The sequence below is a fragment of the Crenobacter intestini genome (assembly GCF_004919095.1).
Taxonomy (GTDB): domain Bacteria; phylum Pseudomonadota; class Gammaproteobacteria; order Burkholderiales; family Chromobacteriaceae; genus Craterilacuibacter; species Craterilacuibacter intestini.
The window spans coordinates 405,595-424,964 of sequence record NZ_STGJ01000001.1; the positions used below are offsets into that span (position 1 = coordinate 405,595).

A 19,370-nucleotide genomic window follows, 5' to 3' on the forward strand; every position below is an offset into this window, starting at 1 on the left:
GGACATTGTCCGCACCCATTTTACAGGATGACCGAATACTTCTACCTCGCAGCGGTCGCCTTTATCGGTGGCGTCGCCGGCGCGACGGTCGGCGGCGCGGGGCTCGTCCAGCTGCCGGCGCTGCTGAACGCCTTCCCCGGCAGCCCGCTACCGTTCATCCTCGGCACCAACAAGCTGATCTTCGCCTTGAGCGGGGCCAACAACGTGCGCCGCTACCTGCAAACCACCCGTATCGAGTGGCCGCTGCTGCTGCCCGCGCTGGTTTTTGGCGTCGCCGCCGCGGTGTTCGGCGCGTCGCTGATCGGCAAGCTCGACGAAGCCTGGTTCAAGCCGGTGCTGCTGGTCGTGCTGGTGCTGATCGCCGGCTACATCCTCACCCACAAGCAGCTGGGCGAAACGGAATCCGCCCCTGCCGTGCCCGACCGAGCGGCGCCGGTCGCTGGCGCCGCCGGCGGCGCGCTGTTCGGCCTCTATCAGGGCATGTTCGGCCCGGCGGCGATCAGCTTTGTCTCGCTTGCGCTGGTGCGCGCGCGCGGCATGGCGTTCGCGCGGGCGGTCGGTAACGCGCAGCTCTTCGTCAACGCGTGCAACGCGGCGGCGATGCTGTGGTTCCTCGCCCACGGCCAATGCCTGTACGAGGTCGCGCTGCTGATGGGCGCGTGCTCGGTCGCCGGCTCCTTCGTCGGCCTCAAGCTGGCGGAGAAAGGCGACAGCCACCTGATCCGCCTGCTGTTCATCGGCGTGCTGGTGGTCGAGATCGCCCGTTACGGCTGGTCCATCCTCGCGTAAGGCGCGCAGCTCGCGCACTCGGGGTCGCGCCCGAAACCAAGCTCGCGCCACGCGCCGGACAGCGCGTCGTAGCTGATCAGCCGGCCGATGGGCGCGTCTCCAATACCAATAATCAGCTTCAACGCCTCGAGCGCCTGCTGCGCGCCGATCACGCCGACCAGCGGCGAGAACACGCCGAAGGTCGCGCACGCGCCGTCGCTCGCCTCGCTGCCGCCGAACAGGCAGTGGTAGCAAGGCGTACCCGCGCGGCGCGGGTCGACCACCAGCAATTGCCCGTCAAAGCGCACCGCCGCGCCGACCACCACCGGTCGGCGGGCAGCCAGCGCCGCACGGTTGAGCGCCTGGCGCGTCGGATAGTTGTCCGAGCAGTCGAGCAGCACGTCCACCTCCCGCGCAAGCGCCACCAGCCGCGCTTCGTCCAGCCGTTCGGCGAAAGTTCGCAGCTTGACGGCCGGGTCTATGCGGCGCACCGCGTCGCGAGCGGCGTCGACCTTCGGCCGGCCAAGGTCTGCCTCGCCGTACGCGACCTGACGCTGCAGGTTGGAGAGTTCGACTGCGTCGTCGTCGGCAAGCCACAGCTCGCCCACCCCGGCCGCGGCCAGATAAGGCACCGCGGCGGCGCCCAACCCCCCGCAGCCGACCACCAGCACCCGTGCGCGCGCCAGCCGCTCCTGTCCGGCGAGGTCAACCTCCTTCAGCAGCAAGTGGCGGCTGTAACGCAGCAACTGGTCGTCGTTCATGCGGTCGTCCCGTAAAAAAAGCGGCCTTCGGGTGAAGGCCGCCTGATTGTCCACGACGGGCGCGGCACCGGCAATACGCCAAAGGACTGAGCCGCCCTAGCCCAACCGGAAGTGGCCGCCCCTCCCGGCCTCTGCGCGCGCCCCGCCTGTCAGCGGCGAAGATCTCCTCTTGGCGCCGCCGGGCAGGCCAGGCTGGCTTGCCGTCGGCCACAAGCCGGCGCGCCGCAGCGCCAACCGCCCTCCGCGCAGGCGTCCGCGCCGCGTACCCCGGCTGCGCTGCACTATCCGGGCCCGCGTGGATGGCGCTATGCTGGGCTGGACCATTCCCCGGAGACGCGGCCATGTCCAAACCCCGCTACCCGCTGTGCCTGCTGCTGGCACTTCCCGCCTTCGCCGCCGCCCAGCCGCCCGCCACCATCTCGCTGGACTGCCCGCTGCCGGCAGGCCTGTCCGCGGCGTGGGTCGCCGACGCGCTCGCCCTGAACGGGCGCACCCTGCTGCCGTCGGGCGGCCAGTGGTCGGTCTGCCTGCGCCAAGCAGAGACACGGGAACTGGTACTGGCGCCGTACGCGGGCATCGGCTACGGGGACGGCGGCTGGGGTACATGGGGCGGCGGCTACGCGCCCTGGGGCTATCCGCGCGAAGAACGCGTCCGCCGCACGCTGGCCCTGAACGCCCGGCCGGCCGCGGCACGACCCGCAGATGCCCCCTGGCAGGCATCAGAGCCCCTGCCGGACGACAGCGTGGCCACCTTGCAGCGCGCGACCCTGCGCCTGATCGGCCAGTTACCGCTGCCCGGCAACTGAATGAAAAAAGCCCGCGTGCGAGCACGCGGGCTTTTGAAGCGTAAAGCGGGGTTCAGTGGCCGGTACCATCCCCGCGGCGGCTCGCCTCGAACAGGAACCAGGTGCGGCGTTCGGCCTCGTCGATCCAGTTTTCCAGGAGGCTCGCGCCGGCCACGTCACCGTACTCGTCGCACACGCCGTGTGCCTCGCGCAGGCGCTGGGCCAGGTTCTTGTTGTCCTCGCACAGCTCGGCCAGCATGTCGGCCGCCTGCACGAACGGCGCGTCGTTGTCGAGTACGCGCTGGTTGCGCGCGATCGAGCCGATCGACGTCAGCGTACGGCCGCCAACCTTGCGCACGCGCTCGGCGATCACGTCGGTCATCGCGTACAGCTCGTCACCCTGCTCGTCCAGCATCAGGTGGTAGTCACGGAAATGCGGCCCGCTCAGGTGCCAGTGAAAATTCTTGGTCTTCAGGTACATCGCGAACACGTCCGCCAACAGGAGGTTCAGCGCCGCGCTGATGTCCCGCCTGGCGTCTTCGCCCAGCGCGTTGGGCGTAGTGATCGCGGCGATGAGTTCCTGTTCCCCTACTTTCTTGTCCATCTCGACCTCCAGTGTGCCGCCACGGCGTCTTGCCGCGGCCAATTGAATGCGGACCGGCACCGCCGTCGCACGCAGTGCCCGCAGGACGTTGCTGCGATCGCCACCATGCGCCGCCGGTGATTGTTTGCGTTATAGCAGCCGATCCGCGGCGTGCCACGAAGGCGTCATATCCGGACACCCGGCAAGCGGCACAGCCCCACCCGCCGCAATCCAGGCTTGCGGATTACGCACGGATGCGCCCACCCAATTACGAAAGCGCTTGATATCAATCAATACGGCAACACCCATCCCATGAAGTAATTAAAAGGCATTAAAAATGCTTTTTATATAAGTAGTTGCCGATATTCAAGGCGACAACACCCTACAAAGGATCCCTACCCATGCACTGCCTGAGCAACGCCTTCGAACGGCGATGGGCCGCCGTCTTTCTCGCCCTCTACGGGCTGATCATGTTGCCGCTGCCCTGGTATTACAACGAGAGCTACCTGCCCGGCCCGCTGGGCGTCCCGATGTTCCTGTGGGGCTGGATCGGTCACGGCTTCGTCGTGCTGGTCGCAATTGCCATTTTCGCGCGCCAGTGCCTGGCGCGCCCCGAGTACCAGAGCCTGGACAGTGACGGAGGTGAAGCATGAGTTCGCCCGTCTCGCAACTGATCGCACCGACGCCCGTCCCCTTCTTCGTGACGCTGGCGCTCTACTTCGTGGTGATCGGCGGCATCGGCTGGTACGCCGCGCGCAACACCAAGAACCTCAAGGACTTCTTCGTGCTCGGCGGCAAGGCCGGCGCGGTGGTCAGCGGCATCGCCTACTTCGCGACGCAGTACTCGATGAGCACCTTCATGGGCGTGCCGGCGGTCGCCTACGCCAACGGCTACGCCGGCCTGACCATCTCGGTACCCGGCCTCGCCTTCTCGATGATCATCCCGGCGCTCTTGGTCGGCCGCAAACTGATGCAGCTCTCGCACACCCACGGCCTCCTGACCATGACCGACTACCTGGTCAGCCGCTACGACTCGCGCAAGCTGGGCATCCTGCACGCGACGATGATGGTGATCTTCCTGATCGGCATGATCGGCGCGCAGACCGTCGGCGCCGGCGTGATCGTCCACACTTTCACCGGCCTGCCCGAGTGGGTCGGCGTGGTCGGCATGGGCATCATCGTGATCCTCTACTGCATGGCCGGCGGCATGAAGGGCGCGATGCTGACCGACGTGCTGCAAGGCGGCCTGATGGTGGTCACCGCGACCGTCACCTTCATCGTGTCGGTCGACGCAGGCGGCGGCTTGGCCAGCATCAACGAGCAACTGCTGGCCAAGGGCGAGCAGTTCCTGTCGCACCCGGGCGCGGCCGGAAAATACCCGTGGAGCGCTTACTTCTCGATGATCGTGATGTGGAGCTTCTTCACCATCGGCCAGCCGACGCTGTTCACCAAGTTCTACGCGATGCGCGACTACCGCACCATGTTCAAGGCGGTGATCCTCGGAACGCTGGGCATGCTGGTCTCGGCGACCATGATCGAGTGGTCGGGCGTGATGGGCATCGTCAGCCTGCCGGGCCTCACCGGCAAGGAAACCGACTTCATCGTGCCGATGCTGCTGCAGCAGAACCTCAACCCCTACCTTGCCGCGATCCTGATCGCAGGCATCGTCTCGGCGGGCATGTCGACCATCGACGCGCTCTTGGTAGTCGCCACCGGCGGCATCACCCGCGACATTTACCAGCACGGCTTCAACCCCAAGGCGAGCGACGAGGAGATCTTCCGCCTGTCGCGCTACGTGACCGTGATCATCGGCATCGCCGGCATCGCGGTGGGCATCACCAAGCCCGCGTCGATCTTCGAGCTGATCCGCTTCTCCTTCGGCGGCCTCGGCATCTGGGTGGCACCGGTGATCCTCGGCATGTACTGGAAGCGCGCGACCACCAGCGCCGCCTTCGCGGCCGCGATCATCGGCGGCGCGCTGTATGTGTCGCTCGCGCTGTGGGGCCAGGGGCTGACCATGGGCTTTGACCCGCTGATCGTCAGCTGGAGCGTGACCATGGTGCTGATGGTCGTCGTCAGCCTGTTCACCCAGCCGGTCAAGCGCGAGGTGCTGGGCCGCCACTTCGCCTTCGCCTAAGCGACAAGGCCCGCCGGTTTTTGCCGGCGGGCCTTCCTGCAAAAAGATAACAAGGATAGAAACATGCAAAGACCGGAATTCGCGCTGGCCATCCACGGCGGCGCCGGCACCCTCACCCGCAGCACCATGACCGCCGGACAGGAAACCGAGTACCGCGCCGCGCTGCACCAGGCGATGGTCGCAGGCCAGGCCTGCCTCGCCGCCGGGCAAGGCGCGCTCGACGCGGTATGCGCGGCGGTCGCCATGATGGAAGACAGCCCGCTCTTCAACGCCGGGCGCGGTGCCGTGTTCACCCACGAGGGCCGCAACGAGATGGACGCGGCGGTGATGGTCGGCGCGGGGCGCGACGCCGGCGCCGTCTGCCAGCTCACCGGCATCAGGAACCCCGTGCTCGCCGCGCGCGCGGTGATGGAAAAATCCAACCATGTGCTGCTCGCCGGCGACGGTGCGCGCGCCTTCGCCGAAAGCGTGGGCCTTGAGACCGCGCCGGCCGAGTACTTCCACACCGACGCGCGCTACCGGCAATTGCTGGCGGTGCGCGACAGCAGTGCCGCGGTGCTCGACCACGACGGCGCGCACAAGCTGGCCTTCGCCGACAAGAAGTTCGGCACCGTCGGCGCCGTCGCGCTGGACAGGAACGGCAAGCTCGCCGCCGCCACCTCCACCGGCGGGCTCACCAACAAGCGCTGGGGCCGTGTCGGCGACAGCCCGGTGATCGGCGCCGGCACCTGGGCCGACCCGCAGGTCGCCATCTCGGCCACCGGCACCGGCGAAGTGTTCCTGCGCGCGTGCGCCGCGCACGAAATCACCGCGCGCATGCGCTATTTGCACGAAGACGCGGCCACCGCCGCCGCCGCCGTGATGGCCGAACTGGGGCAGATGGGCGGCCAGGGCGGCCTGATCGTCGTCGACGCCGAAGGGCGGATCAGCCTGCCCTTCAACACCGAAGGCATGTACCGCGGCCAGCTGGTCGCCGGCGGCGAGATCGAAGTCGCCATCTACCGCGACTAAGGAGCTCACCATGAAGATTGCCGACATGAACTGGATGCAGGTGGACAACTACCTGCAGGACGACGACCGCTGCGTGCTGCCTTTGGGCAGCGTCGAGCAGCACGCCTACCTGAGCCTCGCCACCGACGCGCTGCTCGCCGAGCGCGTCGCGCTGGACGCGGCCGAACCCCTGGGCGTGCCGGTGTTCCCGGTACAAAGCTACGGCCTCGCGCCGTATTTCTCCGCCTTCCCCGGCACCGTCACGCTGAAAACCGGCACCTACCTCGCGCTGGTGCGCGACCTCTTGGACAGCCTCGCCCGCCAGGGCTTCAGGCGCATCGTGATCGTCAACGGCCACGGCGGCAACGCGCCGGCGGCGGCGCTCGCCACCGAGTGGATGGCAGAAAACCCCGAAGTGCAGGTGAAGTTCCACAACTGGTGGAACGCGCCGCGCACCCTCGCCTTCGTGAAGGCCTGCGACGCAGACAGCTCGCACGCGTCGTGGATGGAGAGCCTGCCCTTCACCCGCGTGTCCGGCGCAACCCCGCCCGCGACGGGCAAGCCGCTGATCGACTTCGCGCGCTACGCGGTGCTGAACCCCGAACTCGTGCGCGAGTATATCGGCGACGGCAATTTCGGCGGCGCCTACACCCGGCCGGAAGCCGACACCGAGCGCATGTGGCAGATCGCCGTCGAGGAGACGCGCGCGCTGATCGAGGGGCCGTGGCGATGAAGACCGACACCCCTATCCTGGTCTGGGGCGCAGGCGCGATGGGCGCGACACTCGCCGCCCATTTCCTCCGCGCAGGCCGCGACGTACTGCTGGTCGACAACAATGTGTCACACGTCGCGGCACTGAATGAAAACGGCCTGACACTCACCGGCCCCATCGTCGAAGGGCGCTTCAGGGTAGCCGCATGCACGCCGGAGGCGCTCACCGGGCGCTACCCGCTGATCCTGCTCGCCACCAAGGCGCTGCACACCCGCACCGCCTGCCGCATGCTGGCAGAACACCTCACCGGCGACGGCGTGGTGGTCAGCGTGCAGAACGGGCTGAACGAGGCGGTGATCGCCGAGGAAGTGGGCGCTCCCCGTACCTTCGGCTGCTTCGTCAACTTCGGCGCCGACCTGATGGCGCCGGGCGAGGTGATGTTCGGCGGCTGGGGCGCGACCGTGGTGGGCGAGATCGACGGTCACCTTACCGACCGTGCGCGCGACATCCACGCGCTGTTTACCCTCTTCAACCCCGACGCGGCGCTCACCGCCAACATCCACGGCTACCTGTGGAGCAAGCTCGTCTACGGCAGCCTGCTGTTCGCCACCGCGCTGACCGACGAGGGCATCGCCGGCGTGCTGGAAAACGACCGTTACCGCCCGCTCTTGGTCGCGCTCGCACGTGAGGTGTGCCAGGTGGCCCATGCGCACGGCGTCACGCTGGAGGGCTTCGACGGCTTCGAGCCGGATGCCTTCGCGCCTGACGCGCCCTTGGGCGGCGCGTACGCCTCGCTCGACCGGCTCGCCGCCCACAACCGGCGCTCGGCCAAGAAGCACGCCGGCATCTGGCGCGACCTGTCGGTGCACAAGCGCAAGACCGAGGTCGACGAGATCATCGCGCCGATCGCGCGCATCGGCCGCGAACACGGCGTGCCCACCCCGCTGACCGACGCGCTGGTGCGCGCGGTACACGCGGCCGAAGGCGGCGTGCCGCTCGGGCTGGAACTGCTCGAATCGGTGCGCGCTGCGATGTCTGAAGGAGCAGTGCGATGAACCTTTGTTACGACTACGCGGGGCAGACCGTACTCGTCACCGGCGCCGCGCAAGGCATCGGCCGCGAGATCTGCCGCCGCTTTTGCGCGGCCGGCGCGCGGGTGATCGCCGCCGACATCGACGCCGCGACGCTCGCCGAAACCGTCGCTGCCTGCGGCGGGCAGTGCGAGGCGCGGCGGCTCGACGTGACCGACCGCGCTGCCGTACACGCGCTGATCGCCGCCACCGGCGCCGTCGACGTGCTGGTACACAGCGCGGGCGGCGTGTGCGGGCAGGCAGGCAGGCCACTGGAAATCATCACCGAGGCAGACTGGCGGCGCATCTTCGCCGTCAACACCGACGGCGCGTTCTGGTGCGCGCAGGCGGTGGCGCCGGGCATGAAGGCAAAGGGGCGCGGACGCATCGTGCTGATTTCCAGCGGCGCGGGCCTGGGCGTGAGCCTGACCGGCATTCAGGCGTACGCGGCGGCCAAGGCGGCCGAGATCGCGCTCGCGCGCCAGCTCGGCCACGAACTCGGCCCCTTCGGCATCACCGTCAACAGCGTCGCGCCGGGCTTCATCCGCTCGAACCCGAGCACCGAGCGGCAATGGCAGGCGATGGGCGAGGCGGGCCAGGCGCGGCTGATGGACACGATCGCGCTGCGCCGGCCGGGAGAGCCTGCCGACATCGCGCACGCGGTGCTGTTCTTCGCGAGCGCCGAGGCGGGCTGGATCAGTGGCCAGGTGCTGTCGGTCGACGGCGGCAAGTAAAGGCACACACGATGAAGGCGCTTGCCCCTTTGCTCAGCACCACCCTCACCCGGCGGGAACTGGAGCTTGCGCGCGCCCTGCGCGAGCGGCTGCCCGAGGCGATGGACACCCACGCGACGCGCGCCTTCGAGCGCCGCTTCGAAAACTGGCTCGGCCACGGCCACGCCCGCGCCTTCATGGGCGGGCGCGCCGCGCTGGCGATGGCGATCCGCGCACTGGACCTCGGGGACAACGCCGGCGTCATCGTGCCGGGCTTCACCTGCCAGTGCGTGCTCAACGCGCTCGCTTTCGCCGGCGCCAAGGCACAGTACGCCGATATCGAGCACACCAGCCTCGGCCTCGACGTAGACGCGGTGCGCGCAGCGATCACGCCCGGCACCCGCGCGGTGATGGTCCAGCACAGCTTCGGCCTCGTCGGCCGCGACTTCGAGGCCATCCTGCAGCTCGCCCACGAGCGCGGCCTCAAGGTGATCGAAGACTGCGCGCACGCGCTGGGCGCGCGCCACCGCGGCCTGCCGCTGGGCGCATACGGCGACGTCGCGGTATACAGCTTCGAGCGCAGCAAGGTGCTGACCACCATCCACGGCGGTGTCGCGCTCGCCAACGACGCGGAAGCGGCCCAACGCCTCTGTGCGCTCGCCGAAGCCGCACCGCTGCCGGCGGCGGACGAGATCGACGCGCAGCTTGTCAGCGTGATGCACGACTACTGGGTGCGTGCGAGCGGTGACGCCGCCGGCGCCGAGCGCGCCCGCGCGCTGTGGGGCGAACGGGTGCTGCCGCAGATGTGGCCGGAAGAATTCGGCATCTCGGTGCCGCCGCGCTACGGCCAGCGCATGCCCTCGGCGATCGCCCGCCTCGCCGACGCGCAACTTGACCGGCTGGACGCGGTGCTCGCGCGCCGCCGCGCGCAGACCGCGTACTGGCAACACTGGGCCAGCAAACGCGGCATCGGGTACTTCGACGCCATCGACGGCAGCGAGCCTGCCTGGCTGCGCTTTCCGCTATGGGTCGACCCCGCGCTCAAGGCCGACCGCCACGCGCTGGAAAACGCGCTGGGCGTCGAAGTGGGCGTGTGGTTCACCACCCCGGCCCACCCGGTCGCGCGCACCGAGGCGCACTGCCCGCGCGGGATGGACGCCTGTCAGCGCATCGTCAACCTGCCCACCTTGCTGCCCGCCAGCCACCCGCACGCCGCCGCCTGACCCCTGGCGGGCATCCGCCCGCCTGTTCCCTCCCCTTCGGCCTGTCCGTCCTGGACAGGCCGCCATTTCGTCCATGGTTTGTACTGTACAAATAGTTGACAGATACAGTGCGATAAACAATAGTGCGATGGACATCCCCTTACCCAGGAGCGCACGTCATGAACATCGCCGTCGTCGGCACCGGCATCGCCGGCCTCTCCGCTGCGTGGTTGCTCGCGCGCAGCGGCCACAAGGTCACCGTGTACGAGAAGGCACAACGCGCGGGCGGACACAGCCATACCGTCGACGTCGAGCTCGAAGGCGTGCGTCACCCGGTCGACACCGGCTTTCTCGTGCACAACGCACGCACCTACCCCAATCTGATCGCCCTCTTTCAGACGCTCGGGGTCAAGACCTGCGACAGCGAGATGACCTTCTCGGTCGCGAGCGAGGCCGATGACCTGGAGTGGGCCGGCAGCAGCATCGCCACGCTGTTCGGGCAGAAGCGCAACCTGGTGCGCCCCCGCTTCTGGCGCATGCTCGCCGACATCCAGCGCCTGCACAGGCTCGCCCCGATCATCCTTGCCGAAGCGCTCGTCCGGGACGACACACTGGGCGAGGCGCTCGCACAGCACGGCTTTGGCGAGACGCTACTGCGCTGGTACCTGCTGCCGATGGGCGCGGCGATCTGGTCGACTTCCACCCGCGACATGCTGGACTTCCCGGCGGCGACCTTCTTCGAATTCTGCGCGAACCACGGGCTGATGCAGGTCACCGACCGCCCGCAGTGGCGCACGGTGGTGGGCGGCTCGCGCGAGTACGTGCGCACCATGCTGGCAACTCTTGACGACGTGCGCTACGGCTGCCCGGTGCACGCCATCCGAGAAGCGGACCAAGGCGTCGAACTGGCCCACGCGCACGGCGTCAGCCGGCACGACCAGGTGGTGCTCGCCTGCCATAGCGACGAAGCCCGCGCCATGCTGGGCGAGCGCCACCACGCGGCACGCACCCTGCTGGGGCAGATCGGCTACACACCCAACCGCGCCTACCTGCACAGCGACGCGCGCGTGCTACCCCGACGCCGCGCGCTGTGGTCGGCGTGGAACTACCGCGCAGAAGCAGGCGAAGCGGGTGGCGCGCCGGTGTCGGTGCACTACCTGATCAACCGCCTGCAACCCTTGCCCTTCAAGGCGCCGGTCATCGTCAGCCTCAACCCTGCGCAAGCGCCCGACCAGCTGATCGCGCGCTTTGACTACGCGCACCCGCGGCTCGACGCCGCCGCCATCGCCGCGCAGCAAGCGCTGGACGGCGTGCAGGGGCAAGGCGGCGTGTGGCTGGCCGGCGCCTGGTGCGGCTACGGTTTCCACGAAGACGGCCTGAAGGCCGGCATGCGCGTCGCGCTGGCGCTGGGCGCCACGGTGCCGTGGCAGCATGGCGTCGCCCCCATCATGCGGCCGGCGCCGTTGCCCGCCGAGGCGTGCGCGGCATGAGCGCGCGCCGCTTCGTCGGCCGTGTGTGGCACGCGCGGCGCGCCCCGGTCGAACACCGCTTCGCCTACCCGCACGCTTGGCTGGCGCTGCCCCTGCCCGAGTGCGACCGGCCAAGCGTGCGCCTGGCGACCATGGTTGCCTGGCAGCGCAAGCGCCACGGCGCCGAAGACGGCAGCGCGCTGCTGCCGTGGCTGCAAGCGAGGCTCGCCCAGCACGGCGTGAGCGGCGCGGTGTCGGCCGAACTGCACACCCTGCCTTGTGTGCTGGGCCGGGTCTTCAACCCGGCGAGCTTTTACGTGGTGCGCGGCGAGCAAGGCGCGCTGCTCGGCTTCTGGGTCGAGGTGCGCAACACCTTCGGTGAGCGGCACGACTACTTCGTGCCGCCTGCTGGCGACTCAGAAATCGCCAAGGCACTGCACGTCTCGCCGTTCTTCAAGGTTGAGGGCGGCTACCGCTTCGCCTTCAACGTCGCGGACAACGACCGCTTTGCCGTGCGCATCGATTATCTGGACCCGCACGGCGCGCTTCTCTTTACCGCGGGGCTCGACGGCCACAGCGCTAGCTCGCGCAGCACCGACTGGCTCTTGAGCGGCGCACGCCACTGGCTGATGGGCGCCGGCGTCTGGCTGCACATCCACCTGCAGGCGTGGCGGCTCTGGCGCCGCGGCGCGCCTTTCTTTGGCCGTGACGGCCGCCCACACCCAACGGGACTCGACGACAGGAGTACGACATGAACGGACACAGCCCCACCCGACCGCTGATCTTGGCTCGCCCGCCACTGTTGGCCCGCACGCTGATCAGCGCGCTGGAGAACCTGCAGGCGGGCAGCCTGCTGCTCGAATGCCCGGACGGCAGCGCGCAGCTCTTTCACGGCCAGGCTCCCGGCCCGAGTGCCCACCTCGCGATCCGTGACTGGGACGTGCTCGCCAAAGTCGCCAAGGGCGGCGACATCGCGCTGGCCGAGGCACTGCGCGACGAGCGCGCGCATACGCAGGACGCGGTCGCGCTGATCCGCCTCGCGCTCGCCAACGAGGCGGCGCTGGACCGCGCGGTGCACGGCAGCGTCGCCGGCACCCTGCTTTACTGGCTGCGCCACCTCTTCAACGCCAACACCCGCGCGGGCAGCCGCCGCAACATCCAGGCGCACTACGACCTGGGCAACGATTTTTACCGTCTGTGGCTGGACGAGGGCATGACCTACTCCGCCGCGCTGTTTGACGGCGACAGCACGCGCACGCTGGAAGACGCGCAAACCGCCAAGTACGAACGCATCCTGCAAAGGCTGAACCCGGCGCGCGGCGCGCGTCTGCTCGAAATCGGCTGCGGCTGGGGCGGCTTTGCCGAGTACGCGATCCGCACCCGCGGCGTGCACGTCACCGGCGTCACCCTCTCCAGCGAACAGCTCGCCTACGCCCAGGCGCGGCTCGCGCGTGCCGGTCTTGCCGAACAAGCCTCGCTCACGCTGACCGACTACCGCGACATCAAGGGGCAGTTCGACCATATCGTGTCGATCGAGATGCTCGAGGCGGTCGGCGAGCGCTGGTGGCCCACCTACTTCGCGACGCTACGCGACAGGCTCGGGCAGGGCGGCACGGCGCTGGTGCAGGTGATCACCATCGACGACGCGCACTTCGCCCGCTACCGGCGCGGCACCGACTTCATCCAGCAGTACATCTTCCCCGGCGGCATGCTGCCGAGCGTGCAAAGGCTGGAAGAAGAGAGCCGCGGCGCCGGCTTGCGCATCGACAACCTGTTTGCCTTCGGCGCGGACTACGCGTTGACGCTGCGCGCGTGGCGCCACCGCTTCGCCGCCGCGCTGCCGATGCTGGACGCGCGTTTTGACGCGCCCTTCCAGCGGATCTGGCGCTTTTACCTCGACTACTGCATCGCAGGCTTTGAAACGGGGCGCACCGATGTCTGCCAAATTCAATTCGCTCGTCCTTAGCGCGTGCCTTGCGCTGATGGCCGGGCTCGCCCACGCGCTGCCGCCGGCGCTCGCGCAAACCCCCGCTCTCGAGGTACTGGGCAAGGGCACCATGCGCTGGTTCGGCCTCAAGCTGTACGACGCGGCGCTGTTCACGCCGGCCGGCGCGCCGTGGCAAGCCGGCGCGCCGTACGCGCTGGAGCTGCGCTACGCGCGCGCCTTCGAAGGCGAGGCGCTCGCGCGTTCGAGCGGCGACGAAATCGCGCGCCAGGGCGTGCCGCAAGCGGAGATCGAACGCTACGTCGAGCTGCTGCGCGGGGTGTTCCCGGACGTGGCGGCAGGCGACGTGATCGTCGGTGCGCGCCGCGCGGACGGCGGCGCCAGCTTCTGGCACAACGGCCGGCCGGTCGGCCGCATCGACGACCCCGTGTTCGCACGGCGCTTCTTCGGCATCTGGCTTGCGCCGACCACGCGCGAGCCTGCGCTGCGCCGCGCCTTGACCAAAGAGGGCCGCTAGCATGCCGGGCACCCGCGCCTTGTGGCTGGCCGCCAGCCCAGCCCTGCCGCTGGCGATGGTCGCGCTGCCCGTCTACGTGCTCACCCCTGCGCTTTATACCGCCGAGTACGGCCTGCCACTGGCGACTGTCGGCGCCATCCTGCTGTTTGCCAGGCTGTACGACACCGCGCAGGACCCGTTGATCGGCTACCTGCAGGACCACTGCAGCCCAAGCACCCTGCGCGCACTCAGCGTCGCCCTCGCGGGTGTCGGCGCCGCCGCGTTTTACTTCTTGCTGCTGCCCGCACAAGGCTTGCCGCTCACCTGGCAACTGGGTGTGACGCTCGCACTGGTTTTCACCGCGCACGGCTGGCTGAGCATCGCCCTGCTGCGTTACGGCGCGGCCTTGAGCCAGGACGTCGACGGGCGCGGCCGCGTGGTCGCCAGCCGCGAAGCGTTCGGCGTGGTCGGCGTGATGCTTGCCGCCGCGTTGCCGCCGCTGCTTTCCGACGCACTTGGGAGCCAGCGCGGGCTTGCGCTGTTTTTTGCGGTCTTTGCCGCGCTCGGCGGCGCAAGCCTGCTTTTGTTCGCACGTGCGCCGGCGGCACCACCTGCCCGCATCGCGCGCGGCAACTGGCGCCGCGTGCTGGCCGACCGCTGCTACCTCGCGCTGCTCGCCGTGGTGCTCGCAAACTCCTTGGCGATGGCGCTGCCGGCGACGCTGTTCAACTTTTTTGCCGCTGACGCGCTGGGTGCACCCGGCCTGATCGGCCCCTGGTTGTTCGCCTACTTCGGCGCGGCGCTGCTGTCCTTGCCGGCGTGGCTTGCGCTTGCCCGAAAGCTGGGCCGGGTACGCGCGTGGTACGCCGGCATGGCGCTCGCGCTCGCCGGCTTCGTACTGGTGCCGTGGCTGTCACCGCAAAACGCTTACTGGTTCTGGCTGGTATGCGTGGTGACGGGCGCGGCGCTGGGTGCCGACCTCGCCTACTCGACCGCGCTGATCGCCGACGTGATCGGCCGCGGCGTCGAGGAAGACGGCGGCAGCTATTTCGGCGGGGTCAGCCTCGTCAACAAGCTCGCGCTGGCGCTGGGCGCCGGCGTCGCCCTGCCGCTCGCGGCGGCCGCGGGCTATGCGCCCGGCGGCGATCAAGGGCTGGCCGCGCTCACCCTGATGTACGCCGGCCTGCCTTGCCTGTTCAAGCTGTTTGCCTGGGCGCTGCTCGCACGCGTGCGCCCGCTCCTGGAGGACGCATCATGATCCGTACCCTGCAACGCACCTTCGCCGCCTGCCTCGCCATGCTGCTCGCCGCCTGCTCGACCCCCGGCGTCGACACCTACCAGAGCGGCAAGCCCGCACTCGTACTCGAGCGCTTCTTCGACGGCCCATTGAAGGGCTGGGGTACCGTACAGGACCGTTCGGGCAAGGTGCTGCGCCGCTTCGTGGTCGACATCGACGCGCGCTGGGCTGGCAGTACCGGCACGCTGGACGAACACTTCGTGTTCGACGACGGCGAGCGCCAGCGCAGGGTGTGGACGCTGACGCGCCAACCTGACGGCAGCTACACCGGCCGCGCGCACGACGTGGTCGGCGACGCGCAAGGGCGCGGCGCGGGCTACGCGTTCAACTTTGCGTACACGCTGAAGGTCCCGCTCGACGGCCGCGAAATCGATTTGACCATCGACGACTGGATGTACCTGGTCGACGACAACAACCTGATCAACCGCTCCGAGATGAAGAAGTTCGGCGTCCGCGTCGGTGACATCACCTTGCTCCTGCAAAAACAGGGGCGCACGCCATGAGCGCCAACGCACCGATCAGGCAGTGGCAGGGGCGACATGTGTGGCTCATCGGCGCCGGGCACGGCATCGGCGAAGCGCTGGCAGTGAAGCTTGCCAAGCTTGGCGCACGGCTCACCCTGTCAGGCCGTAACCCGTACGCGCTGCAGGCGGTGGCCGCGCGCTGCGCGGGTACTGCCAAAAGCGCACCGTTCGACGCGACCGACGCCGCCGCCTGGCAAGCGATGGCCGCGCGGCTCGACGCAGAGGGCGGCATCGACCTGGTGGTGCTGCTCGCAGGCGACTACCTGCCGCTACGCGCGTGGGAAGTCACGCCCGAGGCCGCGCGTAAGCTGACCGACGTCAACCTGATGGCGGCGTTTTACCTGGTCGCCGCGTGCGCGCCTATCTTCAGGCAACGCGGCAAGGGCGGCATCGCGCTGACCGGCAGCGTCGCCGGCGTCGGCGGCATGCCCAAGGCCACCGTGTACGGCGCGACCAAGGCCGCCGTCAACCACCTGGCGCAGACACTCTACCTGGACCTCGCGCCCTTGGGCGTCGGCGTGTGGGTGATCAACCCGGGCTTCGTGCGCACCCGTTTGACCGCCGGCAACGACTTTGCGATGCCGGCGCTGATCTCGCCCGAAGAAGCCGCTGATGCCATCGTCGCGGGGTTCGCGCAGGGGGCTTTCGACATCCACTTCCCGCGCCGTTTCACTACGGTGCTCAAGCTCGCCGCCCTCTTGCCCAGGCGCGCCTGGTTCTGGCTGATGCACAAGACGACCGGACTATGAACACACCTCTTGAACAGCACCTCGCGTGGTTCTCGGGCCTGACGCCCTCGACACTCGCACGTATCGAAGCGGTCTACGCGCCCGATGCCCGCTTTGCCGACCCCGTGCACAAGATAAGCGGCCGCGACGCGATTCAGGCGCTCTACGCGCGCATGTTCGACACCCTCGAGACGCCGTGCTTCACCATCACCCGCGTGATCGCCGAGGACGACAACGCCTTCGTCGCCTGGCGTTTCGACTACCGCTACCGCGGCCGCGCGCACGGCTTTGACGGCGCCAGCGTGCTGGAGATGGACGACAAGGGTTTGATCGCCCGCCAGCAAGACTACTGGGACAGCGCCGACGCGCTCGCCCCCCTGCCGCTCGTCGGCCCCCTGCTGCGCCTGATCAAGCGGCGCATGGCATAATCCGCGCCCAATGAATACGCAAAAAAGTCAGCCCCCTACCCCGCACGGGCTGCCGATCGCCGCAGTCGAACGCGAAACCGGCGTGCCACGCGACTTGCTGCGCATGTGGGAGCGCCGCTACGGCTTCCCGGCACCGCTGCGCGACGCCCACGGCGACCGCGTCTACCCGCCCGAGCAGGTCGAACGCCTGCGCCAGATCCGCCGCCTGCTCGACCTGGGGCTACGCCCGGGCCGCGTCGTCGCGCTTGGCACCGCCGAGCTTGACGCGCTGCTCGCCGACACGCTGCCCGCGCCGCGCGTCCGGGAAGACGACGAGACCGAACTCTTGCCCGTGCTCGCCGCACACGACACGCCCGCGCTGCGCGCGCTGCTGCGCCGCCGCCTGGCCGAACTGGGCCTCGCGCGCTTCGCCGGCGACTACCTGCCGCATACCGGCTACCAGGTCGGCGATGCGTGGGCGCGCGGCGTGCTCGGGGTCCGCCACGAGCACCTCTACAGCGAACATGTCAGCCGCGTGCTGCGCGAAGCGATGGCGCTCTTGCCCGAAGGGGGCGCGCCGCCAAGGGTGATGCTGACCACCGCGCCGGGCGAGGCGCACGCGCTGGGGCTGATGCTCGCCGAGACGCAGTTGCGTCTGGCGGGCTGCCAGATCGTCCCCTTCGGCGTGTCGATGCCCTTCGCCGAGATGGCCGCCGCCTGCGCCGAGCACCGCATCGACGTGCTGTGCCTGTCGTTCTCGGCCGCCTATACAGGCGACCCCGGGCGCGAACTGCCCGCGCTGATCGCCGCCTTGCCCGGCAACTGCGAGTTGTGGGTCGGCGGCGCGGGTAGCCGCCCTACGCTTGCCGAACCCCGCGTGCACACCGGCCTCACGCTCGCGGCGCTGCCCGCGCTGATTGGGCGCTGGCGCGCCATGCATGGCTGACGCGCTAGCGCATCGCGAACGCCTCGTGATGGAAGTGCGCCGCGCGGCCACGAGCACTGAGCGCGGCTTCGATTGCCTCACCCAGCCTTGGCGGCCCGCAAAAATACACGTCGCTGGCATCGGCAAGGCAGGCCGGGTCGAAGCGCCCGCCTTTCGCGCTTTCGACCAGGTGCAGGCACACGCCCGAGGCACGGGCCCGCTCGCGCACTTCTTCCAGCGCGGCCGCCTCGCCGGCGTCCTTCACGCAGTAGTAGAAATCGACCTCGCCCGTGCCGCCGGTGCGCCCGCGCGCCTCCAGCCACGCGAGAAATGGCGTCACGCCGATGCCGCCGGCGACCCAGGCCTGCCGCCCCTGCCCCTGCCCGGCGACAAAGCCGCCGTACGGCCCCTCGACGAGCAGCGCATCGCCAGCGTGCAGCGTGTCCGCCAGCGTCGCGGTGTAGTCGCCCAGCGCCTTGACGATGAAGCGCAGCTCGCCCCCCGGCCGCGGCGCGCTGGCGATGGTGAAGGGGTGCGCGCCTTCGCGTTTGTCGAAAGTCACCAGCGCGAACTGGCCGGCAGTGTGCCCGGGCCAACCGTCTGCCTTGCAGAGGATATCCAGCGTGCCGCCAGGCAGGCGTTCCAGCGAGACGATCTGCCCCGCATGCCGGCGCTTGCGGCCGATCCGCCCGAACAAGGACATCAGCGCGGCGTACACGGAAACAGCCAGGATGGCGGCAAACAGCACGCCGGCCGGCCCTGCCCACAGGCGGCCGTCGAACAGCATCAGTCCGTGCCACGCGCCCATCAGCACCAGGGGCGCGAACAGGCGGTGGCTGGGCCGCCACCAGCGGTACGGGATGGCGCTCAGAAGCGCGACCAGCACCATCGCAAGCATCCCCCACGCCGCCCATTCGCCCATGTCCTTGGCCAAGGACATCAGCGGGTCTTTCACGCCGCCCGCCTTGCGCACTTTGGGCGCCGCCCACTCGAGCGCGAGAAACAATTTGGGCGAGAGCTCGGTGAGCCAGTGCACGCCTAGCATCAGCGCGCAGGCGATGCCGAAGCGCTTGTGCAGCGCGTACAGCTTGTCGAGGCCGCCCAGGCTGCGCTCCAGCCAGCCGGGCCTGACCGCCAGCAAGGCACACGCGCCGATCAGCGCGGCGAGCCCGACGCCACTGACCATCACGACCATACGGCGCCAGCCCCAGTAGTCGGCAGGCACCCCTGTCACTGCCAGCCAGCAGGCCAACGGCACAAGCACGCCCAGCAGCAGGGTGAGGGTCAACGGATATTTCTTCATGGCAGGCTCCAGTATCGCGACCCGCCCATTACACACCCATCCTCTGTGCAAAGTTTGCGCGGGTGCCCGCCAGCCGTTGCGATGTGTTGAATGAACGCACGATGCCAACATCTGTTAACACTTCGCTCATGACTGGCGTCCGGACAGGCAGGATGACGCGCCCATGGGGGCGCGCGTACAATGACATGCGAAAATCATGATCGGAGGGACTGGCATGCCCTATTTCGTTGACACGCTGATCGCCGGGCAGCAGCGCCCGGACGAGGCGACGCGGCTGCGCCGCCAGAAATTCACCCTCGCCCTGCTCGAGGCGCTCGACGAGTGCGCCGTCCACGGCATGCCCGCCACCCTGTTCATCAACGCGTGCACGCCCTACGGCTTGCGGCCGCCCGACGCCGAACGCTTCCTAGCGGAACTCACCGGGCAGGGACTGATCGCCGCATGCGAGGGCACGCTGAAAATCACCCTCGCCGGCCAGCACCAGCGCGCGCAACTGGCCGCGCACCTTTCCTGACGCGCACCAACAAAAATGCCCGCTTGCGCGGGCATCTTCTT

The 19,370-nt window shown here is 69.1% G+C and carries 22 protein-coding genes; 19 read left to right on the top strand and 3 right to left on the bottom strand.

Annotated features, from left to right (window positions below; translation table 11 throughout):
• Positions 1-27 precede the first annotated feature (27 nt).
• Positions 28-789 (top strand): sulfite exporter TauE/SafE family protein, encoded by a 762-nt coding sequence (locus tag E5K04_RS01855; protein ID WP_168929127.1) that lies wholly within the window; start codon positions 28-30, stop codon positions 787-789.
• Here the strand turns inward: E5K04_RS01855 and E5K04_RS01860 are convergent.
• Positions 765-1,529: a HesA/MoeB/ThiF family protein gene (locus E5K04_RS01860; RefSeq protein ID WP_136551198.1), complete on the bottom strand. Its 765-nt coding sequence runs from the start codon at positions 1,527-1,529 to the stop codon at positions 765-767. The two genes, E5K04_RS01855 and E5K04_RS01860, sit on opposite strands and share 25 nt — an antisense overlap.
• Positions 1,530-1,870: 341 nt before the next feature.
• Between E5K04_RS01860 and E5K04_RS01865 the strand changes: the two genes are divergently transcribed.
• Complete coding sequence (locus E5K04_RS01865; RefSeq protein ID WP_136551199.1) at positions 1,871-2,335, top strand: hypothetical protein; 465 nt, start codon at positions 1,871-1,873, stop codon at positions 2,333-2,335.
• Between the two features lie 52 nt (positions 2,336-2,387).
• On the opposite strand, the gene E5K04_RS01870 is transcribed toward E5K04_RS01865, so the two are convergent.
• The gene (locus tag E5K04_RS01870) at positions 2,388-2,918 is read right to left on the bottom strand and encodes a Dps family protein (protein WP_136551200.1); all 531 of its coding nucleotides are present in this window, start codon (positions 2,916-2,918) and stop codon (positions 2,388-2,390) included.
• Between the two features lie 380 nt (positions 2,919-3,298).
• Between E5K04_RS01870 and E5K04_RS01875 the strand changes: the two genes are divergently transcribed.
• The 16 genes from E5K04_RS01875 (at position 3,299) to E5K04_RS01950 (ending at position 17,533) form a co-directional block, all read left to right on the top strand.
• Positions 3,299-3,550 carry a hypothetical protein gene (locus E5K04_RS01875; protein WP_136551201.1) on the top strand — a complete coding sequence of 84 codons (252 nt, stop codon included), beginning with the start codon at positions 3,299-3,301 and terminating at the stop codon, positions 3,548-3,550.
• Positions 3,547-5,034, top strand: coding sequence for a sodium:solute symporter family protein (locus E5K04_RS01880; RefSeq protein ID WP_136551202.1), 1,488 nt, complete (start codon positions 3,547-3,549; stop codon positions 5,032-5,034). Before E5K04_RS01875 ends, E5K04_RS01880 begins: the two co-directional genes overlap by 4 nt.
• 63 nt (positions 5,035-5,097) lie before the next feature.
• Positions 5,098-6,045 (top strand): isoaspartyl peptidase/L-asparaginase family protein, encoded by a 948-nt coding sequence (locus E5K04_RS01885; protein WP_136551203.1) that lies wholly within the window; start codon positions 5,098-5,100, stop codon positions 6,043-6,045.
• Between the two features lie 10 nt (positions 6,046-6,055).
• Positions 6,056-6,757, top strand: coding sequence for a creatininase family protein (locus E5K04_RS01890; RefSeq protein ID WP_136551204.1), 702 nt, complete (start codon positions 6,056-6,058; stop codon positions 6,755-6,757).
• Positions 6,754-7,791 (top strand): ketopantoate reductase family protein, encoded by a 1,038-nt coding sequence (locus E5K04_RS01895; protein ID WP_136551205.1) that lies wholly within the window; start codon positions 6,754-6,756, stop codon positions 7,789-7,791. The genes E5K04_RS01890 and E5K04_RS01895 overlap by 4 nt, the downstream gene beginning before the upstream one ends.
• Positions 7,788-8,540 carry an SDR family NAD(P)-dependent oxidoreductase gene (locus E5K04_RS01900; protein WP_136551206.1) on the top strand — a complete coding sequence of 251 codons (753 nt, stop codon included), beginning with the start codon at positions 7,788-7,790 and terminating at the stop codon, positions 8,538-8,540. The genes E5K04_RS01895 and E5K04_RS01900 overlap by 4 nt, the downstream gene beginning before the upstream one ends.
• A gap of 11 nt (positions 8,541-8,551) precedes the next feature.
• Positions 8,552-9,742, top strand: a complete 1,191-nt coding sequence (locus E5K04_RS01905; RefSeq protein ID WP_136551207.1) for a DegT/DnrJ/EryC1/StrS family aminotransferase — start codon at positions 8,552-8,554, stop codon at positions 9,740-9,742.
• 158 nt (positions 9,743-9,900) lie between these two features.
• Positions 9,901-11,211, top strand: a complete 1,311-nt coding sequence (locus E5K04_RS01910; RefSeq protein WP_136551208.1) for an NAD(P)/FAD-dependent oxidoreductase — start codon at positions 9,901-9,903, stop codon at positions 11,209-11,211.
• Positions 11,208-11,945: a DUF1365 domain-containing protein gene (locus E5K04_RS01915; RefSeq protein WP_136551209.1), complete on the top strand. Its 738-nt coding sequence runs from the start codon at positions 11,208-11,210 to the stop codon at positions 11,943-11,945. Before E5K04_RS01910 ends, E5K04_RS01915 begins: the two co-directional genes overlap by 4 nt.
• Entirely contained in the window at positions 11,942-13,156 is a 1,215-nt protein-coding gene (locus E5K04_RS01920; RefSeq protein ID WP_136551210.1) for an SAM-dependent methyltransferase, read from the top strand. The genes E5K04_RS01915 and E5K04_RS01920 overlap by 4 nt, the downstream gene beginning before the upstream one ends.
• On the top strand, positions 13,125-13,652 hold the full coding sequence (locus E5K04_RS01925) for a chalcone isomerase family protein (RefSeq protein ID WP_136551211.1): 528 nt from the start codon (positions 13,125-13,127) through the stop codon (positions 13,650-13,652). Before E5K04_RS01920 ends, E5K04_RS01925 begins: the two co-directional genes overlap by 32 nt.
• Before the next feature lies 1 nt (position 13,653).
• Positions 13,654-14,889 (top strand): MFS transporter, encoded by a 1,236-nt coding sequence (locus E5K04_RS01930; RefSeq protein WP_136551212.1) that lies wholly within the window; start codon positions 13,654-13,656, stop codon positions 14,887-14,889.
• The gene (locus E5K04_RS01935; RefSeq protein ID WP_205700265.1) at positions 14,886-15,431 is read left to right on the top strand and encodes a DUF3833 domain-containing protein; all 546 of its coding nucleotides are present in this window, start codon (positions 14,886-14,888) and stop codon (positions 15,429-15,431) included. The genes E5K04_RS01930 and E5K04_RS01935 overlap by 4 nt, the downstream gene beginning before the upstream one ends.
• Complete coding sequence (locus E5K04_RS01940; protein WP_136551213.1) at positions 15,428-16,201, top strand: SDR family NAD(P)-dependent oxidoreductase; 774 nt, start codon at positions 15,428-15,430, stop codon at positions 16,199-16,201. Before E5K04_RS01935 ends, E5K04_RS01940 begins: the two co-directional genes overlap by 4 nt.
• A complete protein-coding gene (locus E5K04_RS01945) occupies positions 16,198-16,608 on the top strand; it encodes a nuclear transport factor 2 family protein (protein WP_136551214.1) in 411 nt (136 codons plus the stop codon). The genes E5K04_RS01940 and E5K04_RS01945 overlap by 4 nt, the downstream gene beginning before the upstream one ends.
• Before the next feature lie 10 nt (positions 16,609-16,618).
• The gene (locus tag E5K04_RS01950) at positions 16,619-17,533 is read left to right on the top strand and encodes a MerR family transcriptional regulator (protein ID WP_136551215.1); all 915 of its coding nucleotides are present in this window, start codon (positions 16,619-16,621) and stop codon (positions 17,531-17,533) included.
• A gap of 4 nt (positions 17,534-17,537) precedes the next feature.
• Here E5K04_RS01950 and E5K04_RS01955 read toward each other — a convergent pair whose 3' ends face one another.
• Entirely contained in the window at positions 17,538-18,815 is a 1,278-nt protein-coding gene (locus E5K04_RS01955) for a ferredoxin reductase family protein (RefSeq protein WP_168929128.1), read from the bottom strand.
• Positions 18,816-19,029: 214 nt separating this feature from the next.
• Between E5K04_RS01955 and E5K04_RS01960 the strand changes: the two genes are divergently transcribed.
• The gene (locus E5K04_RS01960) at positions 19,030-19,329 is read left to right on the top strand and encodes a hypothetical protein (RefSeq protein WP_136551217.1); all 300 of its coding nucleotides are present in this window, start codon (positions 19,030-19,032) and stop codon (positions 19,327-19,329) included.
• The last annotated feature ends 41 nt before the right edge of the window (positions 19,330-19,370 follow it).